This window comes from Pseudoalteromonas lipolytica (genome assembly GCF_900116435.1).
Taxonomy (GTDB): domain Bacteria; phylum Pseudomonadota; class Gammaproteobacteria; order Enterobacterales; family Alteromonadaceae; genus Pseudoalteromonas; species Pseudoalteromonas lipolytica.
Genome location: NZ_FPAZ01000006.1, coordinates 192,888 through 216,996, shown reverse-complemented (window position 1 = coordinate 216,996; position 24,109 = coordinate 192,888). Strand labels below are relative to the sequence as shown.

General features: G+C 41.0%; 23 protein-coding genes. 14 read left to right on the top strand and 9 right to left on the bottom strand.

What is annotated here, in order from left to right; genetic code table 11:
- Nucleotides 1–140: 140 nt before the first annotated feature.
- The 6 genes from BM378_RS08195 to lptD are packed head-to-tail and all read right to left on the bottom strand — an operon-like array spanning nt 141 to nt 6,712.
- Nucleotides 141–956, bottom strand: a complete 816-nt coding sequence (locus BM378_RS08195) for a symmetrical bis(5'-nucleosyl)-tetraphosphatase (RefSeq protein ID WP_036965970.1) — start codon at nt 954–956, stop codon at nt 141–143.
- A gap of 6 nt (nt 957–962) precedes the next feature.
- Nucleotides 963–1,352 carry a Co2+/Mg2+ efflux facilitator ApaG/CorD gene (gene apaG, locus BM378_RS08190; protein ID WP_036965974.1) on the bottom strand — a complete coding sequence of 130 codons (390 nt, stop codon included), beginning with the start codon at nt 1,350–1,352 and terminating at the stop codon, nt 963–965.
- The gene (gene rsmA, locus BM378_RS08185; protein WP_065979654.1) at nt 1,336–2,142 is read right to left on the bottom strand and encodes a 16S rRNA (adenine(1518)-N(6)/adenine(1519)-N(6))-dimethyltransferase RsmA; all 807 of its coding nucleotides are present in this window, start codon (nt 2,140–2,142) and stop codon (nt 1,336–1,338) included. Before rsmA ends, apaG begins: the two co-directional genes overlap by 17 nt.
- Nucleotides 2,142–3,131, bottom strand: a complete 990-nt coding sequence (pdxA, locus tag BM378_RS08180) for a 4-hydroxythreonine-4-phosphate dehydrogenase PdxA (RefSeq protein WP_074988945.1) — start codon at nt 3,129–3,131, stop codon at nt 2,142–2,144. The genes rsmA and pdxA overlap by 1 nt, the downstream gene beginning before the upstream one ends.
- 5 nt (nt 3,132–3,136) lie before the next feature.
- The gene (gene surA / locus BM378_RS08175; RefSeq protein WP_036965983.1) at nt 3,137–4,429 is read right to left on the bottom strand and encodes a peptidylprolyl isomerase SurA; all 1,293 of its coding nucleotides are present in this window, start codon (nt 4,427–4,429) and stop codon (nt 3,137–3,139) included.
- A 36-nt stretch (nt 4,430–4,465) separates the two neighbouring features.
- Entirely contained in the window at nt 4,466–6,712 is a 2,247-nt protein-coding gene (lptD, locus tag BM378_RS08170) for an LPS assembly protein LptD (RefSeq protein WP_036965986.1), read from the bottom strand.
- Between the two features lie 103 nt (nt 6,713–6,815).
- Here lptD and BM378_RS08165 point away from each other — a divergent pair, with 103 nt between their 5' ends.
- The 3 genes from BM378_RS08165 to djlA are packed head-to-tail and all read left to right on the top strand — an operon-like array spanning nt 6,816 to nt 9,352.
- Nucleotides 6,816–7,817, top strand: a complete 1,002-nt coding sequence (locus tag BM378_RS08165) for an aminoglycoside phosphotransferase family protein (protein ID WP_036965989.1) — start codon at nt 6,816–6,818, stop codon at nt 7,815–7,817.
- On the top strand, nt 7,814–8,473 hold the full coding sequence (gene murU / locus BM378_RS08160; protein ID WP_065979658.1) for an N-acetylmuramate alpha-1-phosphate uridylyltransferase MurU: 660 nt from the start codon (nt 7,814–7,816) through the stop codon (nt 8,471–8,473). Before BM378_RS08165 ends, murU begins: the two co-directional genes overlap by 4 nt.
- A gap of 18 nt (nt 8,474–8,491) precedes the next feature.
- On the top strand, nt 8,492–9,352 hold the full coding sequence (gene djlA, locus BM378_RS08155; RefSeq protein ID WP_065979659.1) for a co-chaperone DjlA: 861 nt from the start codon (nt 8,492–8,494) through the stop codon (nt 9,350–9,352).
- Here djlA and BM378_RS08150 read toward each other — a convergent pair.
- Complete coding sequence (locus BM378_RS08150) at nt 9,335–10,258, bottom strand: DUF3530 family protein (protein ID WP_074988944.1); 924 nt, start codon at nt 10,256–10,258, stop codon at nt 9,335–9,337. The genes djlA and BM378_RS08150 overlap by 18 nt on opposite strands.
- A 59-nt stretch (nt 10,259–10,317) precedes the next feature.
- Nucleotides 10,318–10,971: a bifunctional tRNA pseudouridine(32) synthase/23S rRNA pseudouridine(746) synthase RluA gene (gene rluA, locus BM378_RS08145; RefSeq protein ID WP_074988943.1), complete on the bottom strand. Its 654-nt coding sequence runs from the start codon at nt 10,969–10,971 to the stop codon at nt 10,318–10,320.
- A 133-nt stretch (nt 10,972–11,104) separates the two neighbouring features.
- On the opposite strand from rluA, the gene BM378_RS08140 reads away from it, so the two are divergent.
- Complete coding sequence (locus tag BM378_RS08140; RefSeq protein WP_036966004.1) at nt 11,105–11,335, top strand: hypothetical protein; 231 nt, start codon at nt 11,105–11,107, stop codon at nt 11,333–11,335.
- Between the two features lie 57 nt (nt 11,336–11,392).
- On the opposite strand, the gene rapA is transcribed toward BM378_RS08140, so the two are convergent.
- On the bottom strand, nt 11,393–14,287 hold the full coding sequence (gene rapA / locus BM378_RS08135; protein WP_074988942.1) for an RNA polymerase-associated protein RapA: 2,895 nt from the start codon (nt 14,285–14,287) through the stop codon (nt 11,393–11,395).
- Between the two features lie 298 nt (nt 14,288–14,585).
- Here rapA and BM378_RS08130 point away from each other — a divergent pair, with 298 nt between their 5' ends.
- From BM378_RS08130 to BM378_RS08085, 10 genes are all read left to right on the top strand, one after another.
- Complete coding sequence (locus BM378_RS08130; RefSeq protein WP_074988941.1) at nt 14,586–15,950, top strand: PhoH family protein; 1,365 nt, start codon at nt 14,586–14,588, stop codon at nt 15,948–15,950.
- Nucleotides 15,950–17,332, top strand: a complete 1,383-nt coding sequence (locus BM378_RS08125) for a PhoH family protein (RefSeq protein ID WP_016708262.1) — start codon at nt 15,950–15,952, stop codon at nt 17,330–17,332. Before BM378_RS08130 ends, BM378_RS08125 begins: the two co-directional genes overlap by 1 nt.
- Nucleotides 17,333–17,526: 194 nt before the next feature.
- The gene (locus tag BM378_RS08120; RefSeq protein WP_016708261.1) at nt 17,527–17,889 is read left to right on the top strand and encodes a hypothetical protein; all 363 of its coding nucleotides are present in this window, start codon (nt 17,527–17,529) and stop codon (nt 17,887–17,889) included.
- 208 nt (nt 17,890–18,097) lie between these two features.
- Complete coding sequence (locus BM378_RS08115) at nt 18,098–19,135, top strand: hypothetical protein (protein WP_016708260.1); 1,038 nt, start codon at nt 18,098–18,100, stop codon at nt 19,133–19,135.
- Nucleotides 19,132–19,449: a hypothetical protein gene (locus tag BM378_RS08110; protein ID WP_016708259.1), complete on the top strand. Its 318-nt coding sequence runs from the start codon at nt 19,132–19,134 to the stop codon at nt 19,447–19,449. The genes BM378_RS08115 and BM378_RS08110 overlap by 4 nt, the downstream gene beginning before the upstream one ends.
- 13 nt (nt 19,450–19,462) lie before the next feature.
- Nucleotides 19,463–19,810 carry a hypothetical protein gene (locus tag BM378_RS08105; protein WP_045979609.1) on the top strand — a complete coding sequence of 116 codons (348 nt, stop codon included), beginning with the start codon at nt 19,463–19,465 and terminating at the stop codon, nt 19,808–19,810.
- 156 nt (nt 19,811–19,966) lie between these two features.
- The gene (locus tag BM378_RS08100; RefSeq protein ID WP_074988940.1) at nt 19,967–20,320 is read left to right on the top strand and encodes a hypothetical protein; all 354 of its coding nucleotides are present in this window, start codon (nt 19,967–19,969) and stop codon (nt 20,318–20,320) included.
- Between the two features lie 107 nt (nt 20,321–20,427).
- Nucleotides 20,428–20,925, top strand: coding sequence for a DUF411 domain-containing protein (locus tag BM378_RS08095; RefSeq protein WP_016708256.1), 498 nt, complete (start codon nt 20,428–20,430; stop codon nt 20,923–20,925).
- Complete coding sequence (locus BM378_RS08090) at nt 20,925–22,352, top strand: TolC family protein (protein ID WP_016708255.1); 1,428 nt, start codon at nt 20,925–20,927, stop codon at nt 22,350–22,352. Before BM378_RS08095 ends, BM378_RS08090 begins: the two co-directional genes overlap by 1 nt.
- Nucleotides 22,352–24,109: an efflux RND transporter periplasmic adaptor subunit gene (locus BM378_RS08085; protein WP_016708254.1), complete on the top strand. Its 1,758-nt coding sequence runs from the start codon at nt 22,352–22,354 to the stop codon at nt 24,107–24,109. The genes BM378_RS08090 and BM378_RS08085 overlap by 1 nt, the downstream gene beginning before the upstream one ends.

Genomic DNA, 24,109 nt, shown 5'->3' with positions numbered 1-24,109 from the left:
ATGTAATTCCACTAATAGTACTAATCAGTATTTATCGGCAGGGTTGCTGATAAGTTAAGTATTTAAATTAAATTGGCTTTTATTTAAATTTACTTTAATTGATATAAATCTAACAGATGTTCAGTTATTTTTCAGTTAATTTAGATAAAAGAGTGAGAACTTTCGACAAAACGCTCTTTTTTACTGAGTTCCATGAGAGTCATTTCTCCTCCCCACACACAGCCTGTATCAAGGCCATGTATATTTGCTCGTTGGGTTTTTCCTTCAATTGCCGCCCAGTGACCAAAAACAATCTGCTGCGTTAATTGCGTTATATTCGGGTGTTCAAACCACGGTATTGTTGAGCTATTTGCACTGGTACTGGTTTTGTTTGTGAGGTCTAAATGGGCCTCTTTGTCTACAAAACGCATGCGTGTGAAGTAATTTACAATGTAGCGAAACTTAGCTTCATTACTGAGTGTTGACTGCCATTTAGGCGGATGAGTATCGTACATATGGCTAAAAAAATGTCGAGCATCAGCACCTTGATAGCAATTCTTTGCAAAGCGAGCGCGTTTCAATGCTTTCTTAATCGACCAATTGGGGTTTAAACCGGCATGACTTATGAACATGTCATACTTTTCAAGCCATAGAGCAAGTGGTTGTTGCTGTAAAAATTGAATATAGTCAGTGAGTTTAGAGCTGCTAAAAACAGCACTGAGCTTATCTTTTGGGTTGTGTGGTTTATTTAAATGATAACACGCGATCATGTGCAGGTCATGATTGCCAAGCGTAATGCTGACACTGCCTTGCATTGCATAGAGTCGCTCAAGGCACCCAAGGGAATCTGGGCCTCGAGCAACTATGTCACCAACTAGGTATAGGTGGTCTTTGCTAGGATTAAAATTAACGCGCTTGAGTAGTGCGTCAAATTCACTGTAGCACCCTTGCAAATCCCCTATCGCGTAGTCAGCCATCGATACTTAATGCAGTATGTTAGGGCGTGCTAGACGAAACACGTCAATCGGGGCTTCAAATTCAGTGCCGAATTCGTTACGCATGGTGTAATAACCTTGCATTGTCCCTACAGGGGTGTCGAGCACTGCGCCACTGGTGTATTTATAACTTTCACCAGGGGCAATTGTGGGGGTTTCACCAACGACACCTTCGCCTTGAACTTCGACTTCCTTGCCATTGGCATCGGTAATTAACCAGTAGCGACTTAATAGCTTAGCACTGCACAAACTATGATTTTTAATCGTGATAGAGTAAGCAAAAACGTATTTATCTTGTTCAGGCTCCGATTGACCTTCAACGTAGAAGGTCTCAACAGAGACCTTAATTGGCGAACCTAAATTACTGCTTGTTGTCATAAATCCAATTAGCTATATCAATAAATTGTTGTAAAGACAGACTTTCTGCACGAAGTGTAATATCAATACCAATGCCTGTAAGCTCTTCAGCAGTCAGTAGGTTTGATAAACTGTTGCGCAGTGTTTTACGACGTTGGTTAAACGCTTCTAAGCACACAGTGTTTAAAAGCTTGGTACATTTAGCTGTACGTTGCTCAGGCTTCTTAGGGATCAAACGAATGACCGCTGAATCAACTTTAGGTGCAGGTTTAAAGCACTCTGGGGGCACATCAATCACTGGCATTGCATGGCAGTAATACTGTGTCATGACAGTTAAGCGGCCAAAAGCTTTGCTACCAGGGCTTGCTACCATGCGCTTAACAACCTCTTTTTGAAGCATAAAGTGCATATGCTCAACGTTGTCAGCAAATTCAAATAAATGAAACAGCAGAGGAGTCGAAACATTGTATGGCAAGTTACCAAAAATCTTTAGTTTTTCGTCTTCTTTAATCAGGGTGCTAAAATCAAACTTCATTGCATCACCTTGATGCACTGTTAGTTTTGGCCCTAAAAAAGGATGACTTACTAAACGCTCTGCTAAGTCTTTATCTAGCTCAACAACGGTTAGATGGCCACTTAAGTCTGCAACGGGTTCGGTGATAGCACCAAGACCTGGGCCGATTTCTACTAAATTGTCTTCGGGTTTAGGATCGATAGCCGTCACAATTTTATCGATGATCATGTCATCATTTAAAAAGTTTTGGCCAAAACGCTTTCTGGCGCGGTGTCCTAAATGTACTTTATCAGTCATTAATTTTGTGCTTTTTCATGGGCGAGCTTAATTGCTTCGCGGATCGCTAATTCAAAACTACCCACATCGGCGGTCCCTGTGCCGGCTAAATCAAGCGCCGTACCGTGATCCACTGATGTGCGAATAAATGGCAAGCCAAGGGTGATGTTCACCGAGTTGCCGAAACCTTTGTATTTTAGCACAGGTAATCCCTGATCGTGATACATAGCAAGCACGGCGTCGGCCTGTGACAGGTATTTATCTTGAAATAATGTATCAGCGGGCAGCGGACCAATTAAATTCATACCCTGATTATTTAATAATTCGAGGGTGGGGGCTATCGTATCTATTTCTTCGCGGCCTAGATGACCATCTTCACCAGCATGTGGGTTTAAACCACACACCAAAATACGGGGTTTTTCGATACCAAATTTAGTCTGTAGATCGTGGTTTAAAATCGTTGCCACCTTGCTTAGGCGCTCAACGGTGATAGCACGTGACACATAAGCTAATGGAATATGTGTAGTGACAAGGGCAACACGTAATCCCTCGGTTGCAAGCAGCATCACTACATCTGCTGTATTAGATTGCTGCGCAAAGTACTCGGTATGACCGCTAAACGAAATACCCGCTTTGTTGATAATGCCTTTGTGCACTGGGCCTGTGACTACTGCCGCAAAGGTACCATCCATATTTTTTTCACTGGCGATACGAAGCGTATCTAAGACATATTGACCGTTTGCATCATTTAAGACACCTACTTCAACTTCTTCAGCTAGGTCAACCTGATGCAAATAGACACTGCCTGCCGGTGCAATTGCTGGAGCTTGGTCTTCATCAAGTTTGATCAGGTCGATGTTTAAACCAAGCTGTTTGGCGCGTTGTTTTAATAACGCACCATCAGCAATTACGACAAGTTGGGCATCCCACGCGTGTTGCGCTAACTTAATTAATAAATCAGGGCCTATACCTGCGGGTTCACCTGGGGTGATTGCTACTCTTATTGTCATAATGATTATTCTACAGGGAAGATATCAACATGAGCTTGCTCACGCATTTCTTGCTGCCAGTTGAAGCTTTCTTCTTTAAACTTACGATTAAACAGCAGTTGATGCGCACGGTTACGTTTAGCAAGTTCAGTCTTATCTGCGACGCGTTTATCAAGCAACTGCACAATATGCCAGCCAAATTGCGTTCTGAATGGCTCACTGATCTCGTTTTTATCAAGTGACAACAAGGTGTTTTTGAACTCAGGCACATAGGTGCTTGGGTCTGTCCAATCGTATTCGCCGCCTTTTAGCGCAGAACCTGGATCTTCAGAGTACTCTTTTGCAAGTTCAGCAAAGTCGGCGTTACCTTCACGCAAGTCTTTCGCAAAGCCTTTAAGCATCTCGCGCGCTTTTTCTTCGCTTAAAATGATAGACGGTTTAATAAGGATGTGACGAGAGCGAACTTCTGTGGTTTCAACTACTTGGCGACCACGTACATCTTGTACTTTAATAATGTGGAAACCTGCGCCTGAGCGAAGTGGACCAACGATATCGTCTTTTTTCTGACCTTTTACAGCCTCTGCAAAGAGTGAAGGCATTTCATTAATACCCATCCAGCCTAACTGACCACCTTCAAGCGCTTTTGAGCCACTTGATGATGAAATTGCAATGCGCTTGAACTCTTTACCTTCTTTTAAAAATTCAATGACTTTGTCAGCACGTGTTTTAGCGCTGGCAATTTCATCGGGTGTTGCATCACTTGGAATATCAATCAAGATGTGGCCGATATTGTACTCTTCGGCATTTTTACCTTGTGTTTCCATTATTTTTAAAAGGTTATCAATTTCTTGTGGGCTGATGTAAATACGGCGATCGACGTTAGCACGTGTAACTTGCTGGGTGGTGATCTCTTTACGTATTTCTTCGCGGTAAGCGGGAAAACTTTCACCAGCCGCTTCAATCGTGCGACGCAAATCAGCAATCGTGCCACCTTGCTCGCGCGCCATGTTTTCTAGCGTTTGGTCAAGCTGTGAATCCGAAATCTCAAGGCCCATACGCTCTGCAAGTTGCATCATAAGAGTTTGGCTTACAAGTCGTTCAATCGCTTGAATGCGCAACGTATCATCCGATGGGAGCTCTTGGCCTTGCTCGGCTGCTTGTGCTTTTACGCGATTAATAATTGTGTCGACTTCGCTTTGTAAGATAACACCTTGGTTAACGATGCCGACGACTTTGTCTATTTCGACAGGTTTTGCGAAAACGCTTTGGCATAAGCCAACTGTTAATAATGCTGATGCAAATAATTTTTTTAAATTCATACTTTTTCTAATACTCTTGCTAATAGTACTGCGGTACTAGTTATTAAGAAAATACGGTCTACGATAGCCAAAAATACCTTGTTGTAATAATTTTTGTGCATCATAACGGCTTTTACTACCAAGTCCTTTTAACACGATATTGAAGCCAATACTGGTATCAAAAGTGGCTTGCTCTTGGCCAATCGCTTGATTCAAATCGGTTTCGATTTGACGACGGCCAGTGATTTGAAACGCCCAGCAGCACGATTCATACTGCAGGCCGCTGAAAACCTCAATGCTACGACCACTTTCTAAATCGCGGTGATAGCTGCCAACAAACTGCCAATCATGTGTTAGCGGAATGCTGGTAAATAGACCAACTTGCTCGATTGTATTGCCTGAGACATCATTTGCATAGCGATGGTTCAATTGTACGAGCTGTTTATCGTCACCTTTATAATCTAAAGTGATATTTGACTGGATTATTTCTTTACCATCGGTGTCATATTGAATCCCCCCAGATAAATACCAGCGACGGTGCCAATGTAACATGGTTTGCGCGGCAAACAAGGCATTGTAGTTTGTATCAGACTGAATCCCTTGCGAAGTCGGTTTGGCATCATCGCTTAAATAAAAGATTTGCCCAGCACTGAAATTAAACACTTCTTCATTGTCGCTGCTAAATAAGCGCGTTGTTGCACCTAAAGTAAATTGGTTTGCGGTTGCTATGCGGTCGATGCTCGAAAAGCGACGATCTCTAAACAAACCAAAAAAGTCATCTTGTAACTTGGTGGTATCGTAAAGGCCAATATTCGACTGGTCTTTATTGGGTGTATACAAATACTGAATTTGAGGTTCTAACGTTTGAATGCCTTCTTTGAAGAAAAAAGCGGTTTCACGTTCAAAGTTTAGTTGGCTGTATAAACGTACTTTTGGCAGTGTACGTGTGACTTTTTCTTCAAAGTCAGTGCCTGTTAGATCACCGTGTTGATTATAAGTGGTGTGTAATAGGCTTACTTCAGATAAAAAAGACCACGCATACTCTTGATACCCCAAACTGGCTTTTGGTTCAATGTGAAGGCGGCTTGCTTCATCAATCACTGCATTGTTATTGGTAAAGTAGCTAAGTTCACCGTCGAGTGTTAAATCGACACCATAAAAGTCGTATGGGTTAGTTTGTGAAAAACTAATTTGTGGTAATGCTGCATAAGATTCACGGTGATCACCGAGCACTTCAAAGCTTTGAAGTTTGATGTCGGTACGCCACGTATCACCTAAATGCGTTAGTGAGCCTGTACGATATAACTGGGTATCTGTGCGAGTGGCATAACTCGAGTTTAAATCGGTTAAGTAGTTATCATCACTCACATTGGTAATATCAATGTTGCCGCGCCAGTTCTCACCAAAATAACTTTGCTGTTGCCAGTGAAATAAATAGCGCGAGTCAACACTTGGCTCTTCGTCGTCTTTATCAAGGTACTCTACAGCGATTAAACCGTTATTTTGCTCTGTTAAATAACGAAACTCACCAATCATTTGTAAGCCACGCTTAGACATATAGCGTGGCGTAATTGTTGCGTCGTAATTTGGCGCTATATTCCAATAATACGGCGTGATAGTTTCAAGACCGTAGCGACCAGAGCTTGAGAAATTAGGTGTTAATAATCCTGACTTACGGCGGTCATCTAATGGAAAAGTGAAATAAGGGATATACAACACGGGCGTATCGAATACGCGTAATACGGTATTGTGAGTTTCACCCCAGCCATCTTCACTCGATAAATCAATTTCATCTGCTTCAATTGCCCATACCGGTGTTTCGCCCGGACAGGTAGTAAAGCTTGCGTTCATAAGGTTTAGGCCAGACTCATTGACTGTCAGTTTTTCTGCGCCACCATGACCGAGTTGGTCGGTGAGCTTATAGTCAGCGCCAAGTAGGCTTAATTCAGAGTTATTTAAATCTGCGTTGAGCCCAGAGCTATTAATTTGGCTAACTTTATCGCGATAAACGATAGGGCCGGTTGCATTAAGTAGACCACGTTGTTTGTCAATCAGTGCACTTTGTGCGGACAAATTCATCGTTAGGGTGTTAATATCTACATTACCGGTAAATTCTGCGCTTTGGGTACCCAATAGTTCAATATCATCGGATTTGATATCGATCATATTAAGTTCAAGGCCAGGGAGCGGTTGCCAAGCTCTGGTTTGCATTGAAGTGCCACAAAAGTTGTGTGCCAGTTCAGTTTCGGCGAACGATGGTGCGCTAAGTACGCTTAGCATCATTATGCCCCAGGTTTTGCTCATTTAATGACCTTAATGCTCTTTGGTTGGATATAAGCTAGACATAATAAAGGAAAACAATGGCAAATACAGTAATTGACTTAGTGAAAAATAGATATCTTACTAAATGAATCGTTATAAAAGTTTACAGCAGTTTTTAAATCCTCATTTTAAGGAGGATGAATATCAATTAGCAGCCATCACTGGCGATGCGAGTTTTCGTCGGTATTTTCGTATTAATACCGCAGAACAAAGCTTCATTGTGATGGATTCTGATCCTGATAAATTAGATAACACGCCCTATATTGAACTAAACAAAGTGTTCTCTAAACATGGTTTTAAATTACCAAAAATTCTTCAGGCTGATGAAAAGCAAGGCTTCTTTTTACTGAGTGATTTAGGCAATACACATTTAGCTGACTTACTTGGCGATGAAGACCGCACGCTACATTATAAGCATCTCATAAAGCTCAGTGCACAATGGGCGCAAACACCGCCTGCTCAATATATGAAAGTGTTTGATGATGACTTTTTGCAATTTGAATTGAGCATTTTTAGCGAATGGCTTGTCGATGCGTTTATTGATTGTTCGTTGTCGGATGAGCAAACACAGATGTGGCAAGATGCCTGTCAACTGCTGGTCAATAATGCGCTGGCGCAACCTATAGTGACCGTACACCGTGATTTTCATAGTAGAAATATTATGCGTACAGGACAGCAGTGGGCGATTATTGACTACCAAGATGCAGTGCAGGGGCCTGTGTGTTATGACTTAGTGTCGTTACTTCGAGATTGCTACTTTCAACTTCCCGAACATGAACTCGACTATTTACTGCATTTTGCCTATGACGAATTTACCAAGCAGCAGTTAATTCACGGAATTACGTTTGAGGTGTTCAAACGGTGGTTTGATTTAACAGGAATACAGCGTCACTTGAAAGCGGCCGGTATTTTTTGTCGTTTAAAATTACGCGATGGAAAATCTGGCTATTTAAATAATGTGCTGCCAACGCTTCAGTATATTAGTAATGTAAGTAAAGATTACCCAGAGTTAAGTGCACTCAGTGAGTGGATTGAACACACTATCATTGTGCAGACTAAAAAGCGGTTAGACAAAGAGATTAAATGAAAGCAATGATTTTAGCGGCAGGCCGTGGAAAACGCATGATGCCGTTGACTAGTACGCTGCCTAAACCGATGTTAAAAGTGGCAGGTAAACCATTATTAGCACACCACATTATTAACTTACGCCAAGCAGGCATTGTTGATATTGTCATAAACCTTGCATGGCAAGGAGATAAAATAAAGCAGTATTTTGGCAATGGCGAAGCGTTTGGCGTCACCATACAGTACAGCCAAGAGTGCGAAGGTGGGCTTGAAACAGCCGGTGGCATACTTCACGCTTTGCCCTTGCTTGGCGAGCACTTTGTGGTGATTAACGGGGATGTATTTACTGATTACGATATGACGTCACTCACACAACTGCATTTAGAACCCGGCGAAGCGCACCTTGTTTTGGTTGAAAACCCGGCCCACAATCCTGACGGTGATTTTGCGTTACGCCATTTAGGTCCCGATAGTCAAAAGTACACGTTTTCAGGTATCAGCCGTTTTCATGCTGACTTTTTTAAAGGCCTAACACCGGGTGTGCTTGCACTAGGGCCTATCCTGCGTGAGAAGCTGGCAGAGTATCAAGTATCCACTGAGCTGTACCTTGGTCAGTGGGACGACATAGGCACACCAGCCAGACTCGACGAACTAAACCAGCGCTTAGCTGTAAAATAACAACGAGGGTTTATCATTATGTGGGGAAAAGTACTGGGATTCTGTTTTGGCTTTATGTTTGGCCGGTTTGTTGGCGCTTTGCTGGGGTTGTACCTTGGTCACATGTTTGATCGCAGCTTAAAACAAGACTTTGATAAAGCGGGCGGTTTCTCCGGCCTGTTTAAAGGTGATGATATTAATGAACGTCAAGCGCTGTTTTTTTCAAGCTGCTTTGCGGTTATGGGTCATATTGCCAAATCAAATGGTCGAGTCAGTGAAACACACATTAAAGCTGCGAGTGTCTTTATGAATGAAATGGGCTTGTCGGGTGATGAGCGCCGTGAAGCACAAGATGCATTTCGAAGCGGTAAAGAAGCCGATTTTTCACTAAAAGAAACGGTTCATGATTTTAAAGAACGTTTTGCCCGTCGTCATGACTTGCTGCAATTGTTTCTAGAAATTCAAATTCAAATGGCATTCTCTGATGGTCATCTCGCAGAACAAGAAAAACAATTATTGCACGAGGTGAGTAAACAGTTAGGAATTTCGCGCACACAATTTTCATTCTTACTAAAACGTTACCAAGCTGAATTTGCATTTCGTCAGCAGCAACAGCGCTTTTATGAGCAACAAAACCAACAACACAGTACTCATAATGAGCAACATGGTCATCGAGTCCCGCCAAATAATAGCATGAACCGTGCTCAGGCACTTGCGTTACTGGGCTTAAGTAAGGATGCGTCTGCGCGTGATATTAAAGTAGCTTATCGTAAGCTCATGGCACAGCATCACCCTGATAAGCTGGTATCGCAAGGGCTACCTAAGCACATGATGGAAGTCGCGGTGAAGAAAAGCCAAGATATTCAAGCCGCTTATGAATATTTAAAGAAGGCGGCGTAAAAAGCCGTCGACTTCTTTGAGCAACCGCTCGTGTTGCTCAGGTTCTGTGGGGGTTCCGAACAATTCTCGTTGTCGATAATCATATTTAGCGTTGCGCCTAACCCAGCGTTTTCTATCGTTGACGCTTTGAAGTGTGTCTGGGTTACCTTCACTGTAGAAAATATCTAACAGTGGTGGGCTAATGGTCGACAACGTGGCATTGAGATGCTGGTTTCGAATACTGTTTGGAAGGTAGCTTCCTAAACTAATAAAGGCATTCAACTCGTTATTGGGAAAGCTTGCATAGTGCTCAATAAGTAGCCCAGCACTGGCACCCTGCGCCAGTACTATAATGTTGCCACCTTCATCCATCGCGCTGTTATACAAAGCATTGAATCTAGCAATTAACTTTAGTTTGTAATCATCAAGCACTGCTTCACTAATATTTGGTTTACCAGTTACAAAGTGAGGCGCTTGTTGTGTTTGGGCTGGTGGAGCTGAGTCAGCTTGCTGGTTATTTTGCGTTGTTGACTCAGTTTCAGAGTTATCACTGGGCTCAGGCATCGCCATATCGGCAGGGTGCCAGTCAATATCAGGCATTGTCATAGCGAGTGTCGCATAGCCAATATCATTTAATTGCTTACGTAAAAAGTTGATCCCCGCATTATTGGTAGGCACGTCTTGCCAGTCTGGAATAATTAACACGATGCCACGTTGTGTTGGCGCCATAGATTGACGATATAGGCTTATAAACTCATCGTCACCGGCTAGTAAAGTACGGACTTCATCGCTGGGTAAAAAGTGTTGAATATCGTTAGTGACCAAACTTGACCAAGGGGTGGGTTTAATAAAATCAGCCCCATTCACTGTGCTAACTAGCGCAAAACTGGCTGCGAAAAGTAACGTCTGTAAAGGGGATAAAGTCATGCCGATATCACTTAATTAAGGTCTAGGTATGTATCGGCAAGTCGGCGTAAATATTTAGTTTAAAATTCTGGAGCAGCTTCAAACACCATTTTTTCATCACTGGCAGGGTGAGTTAAACTCAGCATTTCTGCATGAAGTTGCAAACGAGGAGCCAGCGCTAATGCTTCTGAGTGGGCATACAGTCTATCCCCTAAAATTGGGTGACCTAAAGACAGCATGTGCACACGTAGTTGGTGAGAGCGCCCTGTAATTGGGGTCAGCTCAACGCGCGTTGCCTGAGCTTCATGCTCAAGTACTTTAAAGTGTGTTAATGAAGGCTTGCCTTTGTCGTGATCAACCATTTGTTTAGGGCGGTTAGGCCAATCACAAATAAGCGGTAAATCGACGGAACCTGTTTGCTGTTCAAGCTTACCAAATACACGCGCAACATAGCGTTTGGCGGTTTTTCTATCTTGAAACTGAATACTTAGATTGCGATGTGCTTCTTTATGCATCGCTAAACAAATAATCCCTGAGGTTGCCATATCTAAGCGATGAACAATTTTAGCGTTAGGAAATACGCGGTTAACGCGTGCAATGAGGCAATCGGCATGTTTTGGGTCCTTACCCGGCACCGTAAGTAAACCACTTGGTTTATTGACGATCAGTAAATCATCATCTTGATAAACAATGCTCAAATAGGGGGTCATTGGGGGATTATAATTGAGTAACACAGCCAGCCTCGATGATATGCAAGGGCGTTATTTTAAAGGAGTATCAATGCTTACACAATGCTAGGAGTGGTTTTGAATTGTTATCCGATATACAGTTGCTTACTTAGCGAATTTGCAAAACAGGAGTCATTGAATGTTTTTTTTGGGCCGTATTCGCAGTAAGCCTTGCACACGATGCGGATTACACGTTAACGACCGCGAGCCTGAGTGTTGGCACTGCAAAGACCTTACTGACTTACAAGCTGTGTATTTAAAAAAAGCTTACACAGAAGATGTTATTAAGAAAAATAAAGGCTTAGCTGCTCTATTTTGCAAATTAGCCGCCGTCGCGTTGGTGATAAGCCTCGCTGCGTTTTTAATATAAAAAACGCGATGTGGGATGACATCGCGTTGCTTATTTAAACGTTTTACGTCACTCGCTCTAGTGCGACACAACAATCAAACGAATCGCATCTAATTTAACTTGGGCTTTTTCAATATAGGTCGTCAGGTCACTGCGTTGTTTATCAAAGAAGCTAAGCTCTTCATCACGAATATTCGGATTAATTTGTTTAAGCGCGGTTAAACGGGCTTGCTCTTCACCTAATGCGGTATGCATTTTTTCTAATGACTCAACACGCAATGCGTCGAGTTTTGTTTGGGCTAACCCCTGAGCGCTGGTGATCATTGGGTGAATGGCACTTTGTAGCGCACTGGCTAACTTACTTGCCGTTTGACGACCAACCGCAGAAAGCTGTTGGTTAAAGGCATCAAAGGCAACATTATCGGCTAAGTTATTGCTGCTTTTATCAAGTAAAACTCGAATAGGAGTCGGCGGTAAGAAACGACCTACCTGTAATGACTTCGGTGCCATGGCTTCTGCAATGAAGATAAGCTCAACAAAAAATGTACCCGCAGGGAGTTTTTTGTTTTTCAGCAGGGCAACCGATGCTGTGCCAAAGTCATCATCGCAAATCATGTCTAAACTGCCTTGCACCATCGGGTGATCCCAGCTGATAAAATGCGCATCTTCTTGCGATAGTGCAGTTGCACGGTCAAAGGTCACGGTAATACCGTCATCTTTTAAGCAAGGGAAAGAGGGATTCAACATATGCTCGGTTGGTTTTAAGATAATGGTATTTTCACCTTTATCTTCTTGGCTTACACCAAAAGTGTCGAACACATTGATCATGTAACTTGGCAATGTAAACTGGTCATCTAGCTCTTCGATATCAGCGACTAAGCTTTCAGCACGGCCTTGACCACTTGAGTGCAGCTCTAATAAACGGTCACGACCACTTTCCATTTGTTTGCGCAGTTTTGCATTTTGGCTAGCAACTTGTTCTAGTAGTGGGTCTAGCTCTTCTTCATCACAATTATGTGTACCAATGAATTCAAGCAGCTCTTCACCGAATTCTTTATACAACATTTGCCCTGTGGTTGATGTTGTTTCAAACGCATCTAGGCCTTCGTTATACCAGCGTAGCAAGACTTCTTGTGCTGTATTTTCAAAGTAAGGCACATGAATGTTTACATCTTGCGTTTGACCAATGCGGTCAAGGCGACCAATACGTTGCTCTAACAAATCAGGGTTCAAAGGTAAATCAAAGAGCACTAAATGATGTGAGAACTGGAAGTTACGGCCTTCTGAACCAATCTCTGAACACAGAAGGATTTGTGCGCTGTCGTATTCATCAGCAAAAAATGCCGCAGCACGGTCACGCTCAACAATCGACATACCTTCATGGAACACAGATGCTTTAATGGCTTCGCGCTCTCGTAAAATTTGTTCAAGGCTAATCGCTGTTTCAGCTTTAGCACAAATTAGCAGGACTTTTTCGTGTTTTAGTGTTTTTAATGTTTCAATTAACCAGTCAACACGTGGGTCGAAGGCGCCCCAACTGGCGTTTTCACCTTCAAATTCTTGAAATATTTTTTCTGGGAATAACGCGCGCAGGGCGCTTAGTTCAGCACTTTGAATGCCGCCTATATTCCCTAAGACCGACATTGCGGTTTTATATTGCTTTGGCATCGCCATTGGGTAAGCGTGGAGTTTACGGCTTGGGTAACCATCAATACCGCTGCGGCTATTTCTGAACAAAATACGGCCGGTACCATGGCGGTCCAGTAGCATTGATAAAATTTCGTTGCGCGCGGTTTCATCACCTTGCTCAGCTTTAGCAAGCACCTCAGTGATATCGGTTTCTTTTAATAAGGCTTTTAATGTCTCGCGAGCCGTGTCATCTAAGCGTTGCTCACTGAGTAGTTGATTAGCAGCTTCTGCGACATCTTTGTAGTTACTTTCTTCTTCAACAAAAGCATCGTAATCATAAAAACGATCAGGGTCGAGTAATTGCAAACGCGCAAAGTGGCTGCGGTGGCCTAATTGATCGGGTGTAGCTGTTAGTAAAATAAGGCCTGGAATATCTTGGCTAAGTTCAGCCATGCGTTGATATTCTGTGCTTGGTTTACCATTTGTAATACTCAAATGGTGCGCTTCATCAACCACGAGTAAATCCCAATCGGCTAATGTTGCTTGTTCAAACCAGCGTTTTTTCTTGCTTAAAAATTCAAGGCTAGTAAGTACTAACTGTTCTGTTTCGAATACATTCGGTGAGTCTGCGAATGCTTCATCACAACGTTCCTCATCAAAAATAGAGAAACGTAAATTAAAGCGACGAAGCATCTCAACGAGCCATTGGTGTTGCAGGTTTTCAGGCACCACAATTAATACGCGGCTAGCTCGGCCACTAATGATTTGTTGATGTAAAATCATCCCCGCTTCAATGGTTTTACCAAGGCCCACTTCATCTGACAATAAAACACGCGGCGCGAAACGTTTACCCACTTCTTGTGCAATATAAAGCTGGTGAGGTATTAGGTTGGCACGTTGACCAATTAAGCCTTTTAAAGGTGATTGCTGACGCTCGAACTGGTGCTGCCAAGTTTGATAGCGAAGGGTGTAACGATCAAAACGGTCTACTTGGCCTGCAAATAAGCGGTCTTGCGGTTTATTAAATTTAATAAAGTGATCTAAAAAGGTCTCTTTTAACTGAACTTTTTCACCGTTATCAACGCGTGTACCGTGGTAGCATAAAAGCTCACCTTGTTCTTCAACTGACTCTACTTCAAGTTCCCACTCTTCAACGCTGCGAATAACATCGCCTGGATTAAATGCGACACGAGTAACAGGTGCTTCTGTTAAAGAATAAACTCTGTTTTCACCACTGGCTGGAAATAAAATGCTGACCTGACGGCCTTCAAGGGCAACTACGGTGCCTAATCCTAAATCTGACTCAGTATCACTGATCCAACGCTGACCTAAGGAAAAATTCATGTATGTCTCGTCTATGAAGAAAAAGGCGGCTATGTTACCTGTAACATCAGGCTACTTCAAGGCAGTAAACTCGCCGCACACAATTAAATTTAGTCAACCTTTTTAAGTCAATATTACAGGTAAATTTTGTATGTATTTTAACCACTTAAATAATTGTAATTTTGGCTGTCATAAAAAGGACTTTTGCTGCAAATAGACTAAACTGAGTATATACCTAACAAATAAATAACCGCTTTAATCGCTGCTTGTTTAGTTAATTGGGTATAGCATAAAAATCATAAAACGTAAGGAAAGTGCTATGGAAAAAGCTTCGAACCTTGATAGTAAAATGTATGTGCTCGATACCAATGTCTTACTCCACGAACCCCTCGCTTATTTATCTTTTCAAGAACACGATGTTGTTGTCCCGATGACCGTATTAGAAGAGCTCGATCATATAAAGGATAGAAAACATGATGTTAGCCGTGATGCTCGTGTTGCAATTCGTGGTTTGGATGAAATACTCAAAGACGCCTCACCAGAGCAAATGTTGCAAGGTGTCGCGTTGCCAAGTAATAAAAAGGCGAAAACAGAGTCTCGCGGTCGTTTAATTATTGTCAATGACCATTTATTTGCCGATAGCATTTCAGGGTTACCAGGCAACGAAAATGATCACCGCATAATTAACTGCGCGGTACATTTACAAAAACAGCACAGTGATAGCAAAGTTGTGCTAGTTACCAAAGACATCAACATGCGCCTTAAAGCGAAAGGAGCAGGGCTGAAGTTTGTTGAAGACTATCGCACAGACCAATTAATTGATGATATTGCGCTATTAACCAGCGGCTACAAAAAAATAGAAGGTGATTTTTGGCAACATGTCGGTGAGTGTGAAACTGAGCAACAAGGACGCGACACTTACCATCATATAGCAAAGAGTACCATAAGTGATGTGTTTTATAACGAGTATATACTTGATAGCAGCGACCATTTTGCGGCACGAGTAAAAAGCTACGACGATAAAACCATTACTTTAAAAGACATTAGTGTCGAACGTCTAATGAACCAAACTGCGTGGGGCGTTAAGCCAAAAAATGTGTACCAAGGCATGGCGCTTGATGCTTTACTAGACCCAACTATTGAACTGGTTATTTTAACCGGCCCTGCAGGCTGTGGTAAAACTCTACTTGCCCTTGCCAGCGCACTTGAAATGATTATTGAAAAAGGCATTTACGATAAAGTTATCGTAACCCGAAATACCCCCGAAATAGCTGAATCAATAGGCTTTTTACCTGGTACCGAAGAAGAGAAAATGGCCCCTTGGCTTGCTGCCATAACCGATACCCTAGAAGTGTTACACAAAGGCGATGAAAACCCGGTATCTAGTCGCAACTACATTATGGAAAAAGCCAACATGCAGTTTAAGTCGGTTAACTTTATGCGAGGAAGAAGTATTCAAAATGCCGTGGTGATTTTACAACCCCGAATTGGGGGTATTTTAAAGTTTTTACCCCCTTGTTTTTATTGGCCTGTAGAAAAAGTAAAAAGAATTTCCAAAAAAATTGATTACCTTAGCTACTCTGAGCAGTCTCTCAACAATAAACCTTTACTCAAAATTTGTAATTTACAAGAAAAGTACAACACAAAGCCTAGCAACGATTCAATCTTTTGGGAGGCTGCGTAATGAAAAGCTCTATTGATAATCGAAATCCTCGTGTACTAGACACATCTGCATTAGTACATGATCCAAAATCTATTTTTAGCTACAAAGATGATATTTACATCTGTCTAACTGTCCTTGAAGAGCTTGATAACCTGAAAGAAAGAACTAATAAATCGGTAAGTGCCGATGCCCGTATGTGCATTAGAATGCTTGAAGACATTATAAATGGACATACAGCCGAGGAAATGGAAATAGGTATTCCTTTACCATCTACCGAAACAGCCCAGAGAGGAAAGCTTTTCATTGGAATTGACACTCAATTGGATCTGGCTAAGGAGTTAAAGCACGGGATAGGAAGTGATGCTGATAACAGAATAATTAATTATGCTTTATATCTTCAAAAAGAACTCAATAAAGACGTAACAATTGTTAGCCGTGATATTAATATGCGATTGAAAGCTCGAACAGTTGGGGTTAGGGCTGAGGACGTTGCCGTAGATAATCAAATATCAGATATTGATCTTTTATACACAGGAGTACAGGCTTTTGAAGGCGATCTTTTTGATCGAATTGAATCAGATAAAGATTTCAAAGTCTCAGGAGAGGTTTATACATTCCCAATAAGCTTGTTCAACGATGAAGTTCAGCCAAACATGTATTGGTACGATGAAGCCGGACACATTGGCCGGATTTCAGAAGTAACAGATACTGAGGTATACACAAAATTATTGCCGCGTAAGCAAGAAAAGATATGGGGCATATTGCCTAAAAACCAGCGTCAGGCGGTAGCTTTAAGCCAATTAACAGACACTTACTATGATTTAAATATCATCCTTGGTCCTGCTGGCTCCGGAAAAACTTTTTTGGCAGTTGCTTCGGCGCTGCATCAAGTATTGGAGTTGAAAAAGTACAAAAAAATCGTTGTGGTGCGCTCCAGAGACTTTATGGACGACGATCCGGGATTCTTACCGGGGGATTTAACTGAAAAATCAATGCCTCTTCTGGCAGGTATTACTGACGCATTAATTTCGATGCACTCGGATGATAATCATGAAGGAAATATTCACGCTACAGTTGAACATGTGATCGAAAGAGCTAATATAGAATTTACCAGTATGGCTTATTTTCGTGGCCGTTCAATAGACGATGCTGTTTTAATAATTGATGAAGCACAAAATATGACCCGTGCTCAAATTAAAGGAATGCTTAGTCGCGGTGGCAAAAATTGTCGGACAATCGTATTGGGCAACCTAGCCCAGATTGACGATAAGTTTGTAACACCTGCTTCTTCTGGTGCAAGTGCGGCTGTTAATGTGTTTCGTCATTATGAAAAAGGATCAGTGCTGATTTTTGATGAAGTAGAGCGTAGTAGCTTGGCTGAATTCACTGAAAAGAATATGTAGGCATCAAACTACCATTCACATTTCCTTATAATATTGCGACAATGGCCACTGCTTTTTGCAGTGGCTTTTCAGAGAAGCCCGTTCCCACGAAAACAGGACGAAATGGATTTACTCTGAACTAAAAGATTAAATATTCACATAAAAACTGAGTGACATAGGTGCGTGGCCTAGCGTTGCCGTTTTTTGGTGTATTGATGTCTTTTAAAAAAGAAGACCTGCTAGTAAATATAAAAAGGCAGGCAAAACGATTATCTAAATTATTAACTATTCCCCTTGGACAAGCCCAAGAAGGGGCAGCTATTTGTCTATATGGCTGTGACAGTTACAGCGATTTACTAGTAAAAATAAAAGCTGAATCCTTTGACAACCCATTGATAGCACTGTCTGCACTCTCACCAAACTCGGAAATATTTTTAGTAAAAATATTAGCTAGCCACCTAGATAGCATTATTGGAAATTTTGAAAAAAAATTTCCCGGCTCCAATATAAATGAAGAGATGGTCGTATCCTTGTTTGGGCTTAGCTTTTCAGAGTTCAAACTCAAAATATCTACCTAAAGTTGTACAAATACGTAAGTTGTCATTTTGTTTTTTGGCGATATTATAATAAGAAGGCTGAACGGACAGCCTACGCCTACACATGTTTTTCGCCTTGAAAAACGTGAACAGTGAAGCGGAGCATCCGTAAAAATTTGGTTATTTGAACAATAAATAAAGCAATGTGTTGGTAGGCCATTGTTTATTAGAAAGTTGTTTGGAGAACTAAATGATCTCACTTTATCAATTAAAGAATAAACTCAATAAACAAGCAAAAGAGTTTGCTGAGTTATTAGAGTTTCCTGATCTTTACGCCCAAGGCCTGTGGGCTAGAGGTGTTTATAACTGCCCTCATTTTTCTGATACCCATAATAGCCTCACTGAAGCATTTGAACAGAAAAAACTGGATTCAATTCTAAAGCACGATTCCCTGAAATACTTAATGATCAATGAATACGATGATCAAGAAATTATTGAATCGCTTCATAAAGAAATTGAGTCAATGGCAAACCGTATTGAAAGCCTGATGCTGGTAGATATCGAAACATTAGAGTTAGTTTCAGTGATATACCAAGTATTAGGGTTGCCAGAAGATGCCAAGTTTATTGTAAACACTGGTGCTGACTTTAGGCTGGAGTGGCGACCATATTTCGATGCTTTTGATGATCCGTTGATAGTTCAATATGCAGATTTAAAAGTTCATGGTTGTTATTTCAGGCTCATAGCTTCAAAGTTTCCGGTTGAAAAGCTTTCCTTGAATGACATTAAAAAATACATGTACATCAATCATGTAAACCATGATAGTGAGTTCGAAGGCTGTATTTCTGAAGGAAATACATTTTCTAAGCATGAGCACTGGCTGGTGTTGACACTTGAATTATTCCGTAGCGGCAAAGTAAATAAGGCTCAGTTCAATCCAACAACCTTCAAAATCGAAGGTATGCGCTATTTGGTATATGGCTTCCCACTGATTCCTTCCTTTGTATCTGATTGGCACAAACCTGATTTATGTCTACAGGTTAAAAATCTAGATGGTGATCAAAAGTTCATTGTTCGTATCGATCAGCAAGCTCTTGTTTTCCATGCACGACGTGTCGATACCAATTTTTTTAACACCATCGATTATGAAAAATATATTTCGTTGTATCAGTCTAGCGTTCTGTCACATTTTGATGCTGACAACAATTTACTAAAAGTTAATGGAGTTAAGTACCTTAGTTTTTTCCGCCCGTTTTGCCTAGAAGATAAGAAGGAAGCAAAAGCATGAGACCAAGAGTAAAACTAACTAACGCAACACTTATCTCAATTAAATCTGACTTAGAAGATAAGGTTGAACAGGTGCTTTACGCTACTTTTGCTGAGGATAGTAAGAACGGTAAAAAAGGTGAGGCTTTGTTTTCCACGAAAGTCATGGAAGTAAACGGTCCTGAATATAGAACTTTTGGTGCTGACTTTTATATCTTAGATGCAGAACCCCAAAAGTTTGATGTAGATGTATTTGAGTTCAATTTAATGCATGAGTGTATGTACTCTCCAAATGAGCTATTAGAGTTGCGAGAAATGCTCCCTGCTGGCTATTAGTAGGGAGTAACAAATGGACAAAACATATTTAAAGGATGCTTACATACTCTCGGTCTATGACTATAAAGACTTTGAAAAATCATTTCTTGGGGAGTTTTTGTCAGGGGTTGTTATTGACGATGAAACATTCAGATTTCGGCCATTTGAGCAAATGGTAACTTCAAAGATTGTTAGCAAATCTGCTGATGAGGATAAGTTAGAAATATACACACATAGTGAGAGTTGTTATGTGATTGATGCTGACCATAAGTTAATTGATATTTCGTTTGTTGAACTGGTTGTTATGAGGGCGGGAGCTTATTCGGTAGATCGAGTTTTAGAAATGAGAGAGCAACTTAAGTCTCAAAATAAAAGCCATTGAATAACGAAGATAAGAAGTCTGATGAGATTATTATTTGTCACTTACCTCTTTGAAAAAGTTGACGTTAGTCAAATATTCATAAATGTTTACATGACATCAATTTACTTATTCGAAAATTTGTATTAGCATAGACATGTATATTTTTATGAGAATTTTATGTCTAAAGCATTTTCAAAAGTCTTAGTGATAACGCTTATGCTGTTTGCCTTTGTAGGGCAAGCATTTGCGTATTCTGCTATGCCTTGCGAAATGTCATCAGGTTCTCATGAATCACACATGAACATGAACATGGATCATGGTGATATGAATAAAAGCAGTAATGGTCAATCAGAAGATTGTTGTGACGTTGAATGTATTTGTCCTGCAAATGCTTGCTCATCTACGACAGTCCTAAATTCCAGTGTTGACTCGACAGATATTCAAATATTGAGTGAATCTGTAGCTGCTATGCAATCTAAACAACCTCATTCAATTTCCACTTCCCTTTATCGTCCACCAATTTTTGCCTAATACAGGATTAGTGCGTCCAAATTTCGCACACATGTAATTAATTTTTCTGTTAGTCAATATAGCGTCGTAGCGCTATAGCTATTTTCCAGCGACGTCTGGGGGCAAAAATGATCAATAAGTATTTAAAAATAGCAGTTGTAATGCTGCTTTCACCTGCGTTTGCAAACGCTAATGAACATAAGCATGCACACAATAACGACGTAACACCTTTGGAGTTAATCGTTTATAAAACCCCAACTTGTGGGTGTTGTAAAAAATGGATAACTCATATTGAAGACAAAGGGATCGTTGCGCATTCCAAAGATTTCCGAAACATCGGCAACATCAAAACTAAGTATGGTATCAAACCTAATTACCGTTCATGCCACACGGCAGTGAGTAGAAATGGGTTTGCCTTTGAAGGTCATGTACCGGCTAAGTTTATTCAGCAGTTCTTGTCAGAAGAGCACCCCAATGCGATTGGATTATCTGTCCCAGCAATGCCTGTTGGCTCTCCGGGTATGGAAGTCGGCGACCGCTTTATGTCATATAACGTATTAATTTTATTTAAAGATGGAACGAGTAAAGTATATGCAGAAGTTAAGGCTTATGAGGAGCAATTCTAATGAGATTAAATGTTTCAAGCCTTACTCTACTTTCAACTTCGCTAATGCTCGGCTTGTCTGTATTCTCAGCTCAAGCTGAGAAAGTAGTGTCACTTGAACAAGCTATCACCTTGGCTCAGCAAAATGATCCTTGGCTTCATGGGAGTCGGTTAAAACAAAGCGCGGTTGAAAATAGAAGTATCGCTTCAGGTACTTTGCCTGACCCCAAAGTATCACTAGGGATAATGAATTTACCAACAGATACTTGGGACTTAGATCAGGAAGGAATGACTCAACTAAAGGTTGGTGTTTCTCAAATGTTTCCTAGAGGTGATAGTTTAAAGATTAAACAAGAGCAATTAAAAATTGAGTCAACGAAATTTCCACTGCTACGAGAGGATCGTAAGGCTAAACTGATAAGCCAAGTATCACAGTTATGGTTAGATGCTTACTTAGCCCAACAAACCATTAAATTGATTGAAGCGGATTGGGCGCTCTTTGAGCAGATGGCGGAAGTTACTAAAGCTAGCTACTCAAATGTTGTTGGTAAAACCAGACAACAAGATGTTATTCGTGCTCAATTGGAAATCGTGCAGTTAGATGACCGATTAACTTCGCAAAAGCAGAAACTAGAAACAACAATCGCTCGCCTTAATGAGTGGCTTCATATCTACGATGCTGCTGGCTTGAATGAATCATTCAACTTTGATACGCAACCATTAGAGTTTAGGGTTTCTAAAAAGTTGCCTACAATTCATTTGAACAATTCAACAGTCCTAAAAGCATCTAATTACTCAAGAAATCTATTGGCTCAGGAGCTTTCGAATCACCCAGCCATACTTGCAATTGATATAAAACGCAAAGCTTCAGAAAAAGCAGTTGAGTTAGCTAAACAGCAATATGAGCCGCAATGGGGTGTTAATGCTAGTTATGCCTATCGTGACAATATGCCCTCTGGTGATAGCCGAGCTGATTTATTTTCTGTTGGAGTAACGTTTGATTTACCCTTGTTCACCGAGAACAGACAAGATAAGCAAGTTGCAGCTTCTATTGCAGATTCAGAGACTATTAAAACCGAGAAACTATTACTGACAAAGCAAATGATCAGTATGGTGGAAAAGGAGCTTAGACAGCTTAAGCGTTTATCTGATAGGCAATCTATCTATCAAGAACAACTCCTTAAACAAACTCATGACCAAGCAGAAGCGTCATTGACAGCTTACACAAATGATGATGGCGATTTTGCCGAAGTTGTTCGAGCAAGAATCGCAGAATTAAATGCCAGAATATCAGCCTTAAGAATTGATGTTGACGCACTTAAAACAGTTGCTCGTATCAACTATTTCTTTGCGCATTCTCAATCTAATTCAAATGCTGAACATAAGTCGATGCAAACTTCACACAAAACTAATCAGCACTTATCCAATCAGCAATTTGGAGAAAAATAATGTCAACGAATACTAAAACAATTATTGCCATCATCATTGGTGCTGCACTAGGTGCTGGAGCATTAAGTTTATATCAAGGTACAGGTTCAAGCGGTAATGGCAATGAAGCTACATCAGGAGAGAAAAAACCGCTGTATTGGGTTGCACCGATGGATTCTAATTACCGTCGTGACAAGCCCGGTAAGTCGCCTATGGGTATGGATTTAATTCCTGTGTATGAAGAAGGATCATCTGGTGATGACTTTGGCCCCGGAGCCGTAAAAATCGCGCCTCATGTAGTGAATAATCTTGGGGTTCGCACTGCTCCTGTTGAGCTTAAAAATATGCATACTGAAATATCAACCGTAGGTTACGTTCAATATGATGAAGATAAGCTAATTCACATCCATCCACGTGTAGATGGTTGGATAGAAAAGCTCTACGTCAAAGCCGCAGGTAATCCTGTTGAGAAAGGGCAGCCTCTATATACACTATATTCTCCTCAGCTAGTTAACGCGCAAGAAGAACTATTAATAGCTATAAAGCGCAATAATAGTTCCTTAATTGCGGCGGCCAAAGATCGGCTTAAAGCGTTACAGCTTTCAGCAGACTTTATTCAAAAGCTAGAAAAGACACGAAAGGTTCAGCAAAACATCACCTTTTACTCCCCTCAGGCAGGTGTTGTTGATGGTTTGAAGATTAGAGAGGGTTTTTATGTAAAGCCGGGAAACACCATATTAAGCATTGGTCAGCTAGATCAAGTTTGGGTTGAAGCAGAAGTGTTTGAACGTGACGCAGCCTTAATTAAAGAGGGACTTCCTGTATCAATGACACTTGACTATTTACCCGGTGAGGACTGGGCTGGTGTCGTTGATTATGTCTATCCAACCTTGAACAGTAAAACACGCACACTCAGAGTGAGGTTGAAGTTTGACAACCCTGACTATCAATTAAAACCAAACATGTTCGCACAAGTCTCTATTCACGCTAATCAAGCTGATAGCACCATACTTGTGCCTAAAGAAGCTGTTATTCGAACAGGTAAACAAGACAGAGTTGTACTTGCGTTAGGGGATGGCCAGTTTAAATCTATTGAAGTGACTATTGGCCGTGTTGATATCGATAGTATCGAAATCTTAGAGGGCCTTAATGAAGATGATGTTGTGGTGACATCAGCTCAATTCTTGATTGATTCTGAATCAAGTAAAAGCTCTGACTTTAAACGAATGACTCACGATGAAGTGCCCAACTCTGTTTGGATGCAAGGAGATGTTAATAGTGTTATGACTGGGCATCGCATGGTTAATATCAGTCACGGCCCCGCTGAAGCTTGGGATTGGCCTGAGATGGTTATGGATTTTACTGTGGCTGAAAAAGTTGATATTGACTCATTAAAGTCTGGTCAATCTTTGCACTTTGAGGTGAGTAAAACCGAAGATGGTGGATATGAAATTACTGGAATTCATATCATGAGTGAGTCTGCTGATATGAGTGAAGAAGTATCTTTTGCAACAGTATCAGGTCTAATCAATGCGATTAATGTTGATACGCGTATTCTAAATATTAGCCGAGGCCCAATAGAGAAATGGGATAGACCTGCTGCGACGATGGATTTTATAGTCGCGGACAATATAGAAATAGTTGATTTCAATGTTGGTGATAACGTCACTTTCACTTTTGAGGTGAGAAATAATTTGGTTATCACTGAAATCTATCTTGAATCAAATGAGCAACTAAAGCATGAACCTAAAAGTGCTGTTGACCATTCAAATCATTAA

Excerpts from the sequence above, each read along its gene's own strand:
- BM378_RS08195 (WP_036965970.1), bottom strand. The coding sequence starts at position 956 with ATGGCTGACTACGCGATAGGGGATTTGCAAGGGTGCTACAGTGAATTT.
- apaG (WP_036965974.1), bottom strand. The coding sequence starts at position 1,352 with ATGACAACAAGCAGTAATTTAGGTTCGCCAATTAAGGTCTCTGTTGAG.
- rsmA (WP_065979654.1), bottom strand. The coding sequence starts at position 2,142 with ATGACTGATAAAGTACATTTAGGACACCGCGCCAGAAAGCGTTTTGGC.
- pdxA (WP_074988945.1), bottom strand. The coding sequence starts at position 3,131 with ATGACAATAAGAGTAGCAATCACCCCAGGTGAACCCGCAGGTATAGGC.
- surA (WP_036965983.1), bottom strand. The coding sequence starts at position 4,429 with ATGAATTTAAAAAAATTATTTGCATCAGCATTATTAACAGTTGGCTTA.
- lptD (WP_036965986.1), bottom strand. The coding sequence starts at position 6,712 with ATGAGCAAAACCTGGGGCATAATGATGCTAAGCGTACTTAGCGCACCA.
- BM378_RS08165 (WP_036965989.1), top strand. The coding sequence starts at position 6,816 with ATGAATCGTTATAAAAGTTTACAGCAGTTTTTAAATCCTCATTTTAAG.
- murU (WP_065979658.1), top strand. The coding sequence starts at position 7,814 with ATGAAAGCAATGATTTTAGCGGCAGGCCGTGGAAAACGCATGATGCCG.
- djlA (WP_065979659.1), top strand. The coding sequence starts at position 8,492 with ATGTGGGGAAAAGTACTGGGATTCTGTTTTGGCTTTATGTTTGGCCGG.
- BM378_RS08150 (WP_074988944.1), bottom strand. The coding sequence starts at position 10,258 with ATGACTTTATCCCCTTTACAGACGTTACTTTTCGCAGCCAGTTTTGCG.
- BM378_RS08140 (WP_036966004.1), top strand. The coding sequence starts at position 11,105 with ATGTTTTTTTTGGGCCGTATTCGCAGTAAGCCTTGCACACGATGCGGA.
- rapA (WP_074988942.1), bottom strand. The coding sequence starts at position 14,287 with ATGAATTTTTCCTTAGGTCAGCGTTGGATCAGTGATACTGAGTCAGAT.
- BM378_RS08130 (WP_074988941.1), top strand. The coding sequence starts at position 14,586 with ATGGAAAAAGCTTCGAACCTTGATAGTAAAATGTATGTGCTCGATACC.
- BM378_RS08125 (WP_016708262.1), top strand. The coding sequence starts at position 15,950 with ATGAAAAGCTCTATTGATAATCGAAATCCTCGTGTACTAGACACATCT.
- BM378_RS08120 (WP_016708261.1), top strand. The coding sequence starts at position 17,527 with ATGTCTTTTAAAAAAGAAGACCTGCTAGTAAATATAAAAAGGCAGGCA.
- BM378_RS08115 (WP_016708260.1), top strand. The coding sequence starts at position 18,098 with ATGATCTCACTTTATCAATTAAAGAATAAACTCAATAAACAAGCAAAA.
- BM378_RS08110 (WP_016708259.1), top strand. The coding sequence starts at position 19,132 with ATGAGACCAAGAGTAAAACTAACTAACGCAACACTTATCTCAATTAAA.
- BM378_RS08105 (WP_045979609.1), top strand. The coding sequence starts at position 19,463 with ATGGACAAAACATATTTAAAGGATGCTTACATACTCTCGGTCTATGAC.
- BM378_RS08100 (WP_074988940.1), top strand. The coding sequence starts at position 19,967 with ATGTCTAAAGCATTTTCAAAAGTCTTAGTGATAACGCTTATGCTGTTT.
- BM378_RS08095 (WP_016708256.1), top strand. The coding sequence starts at position 20,428 with ATGATCAATAAGTATTTAAAAATAGCAGTTGTAATGCTGCTTTCACCT.
- BM378_RS08090 (WP_016708255.1), top strand. The coding sequence starts at position 20,925 with ATGAGATTAAATGTTTCAAGCCTTACTCTACTTTCAACTTCGCTAATG.
- BM378_RS08085 (WP_016708254.1), top strand. The coding sequence starts at position 22,352 with ATGTCAACGAATACTAAAACAATTATTGCCATCATCATTGGTGCTGCA.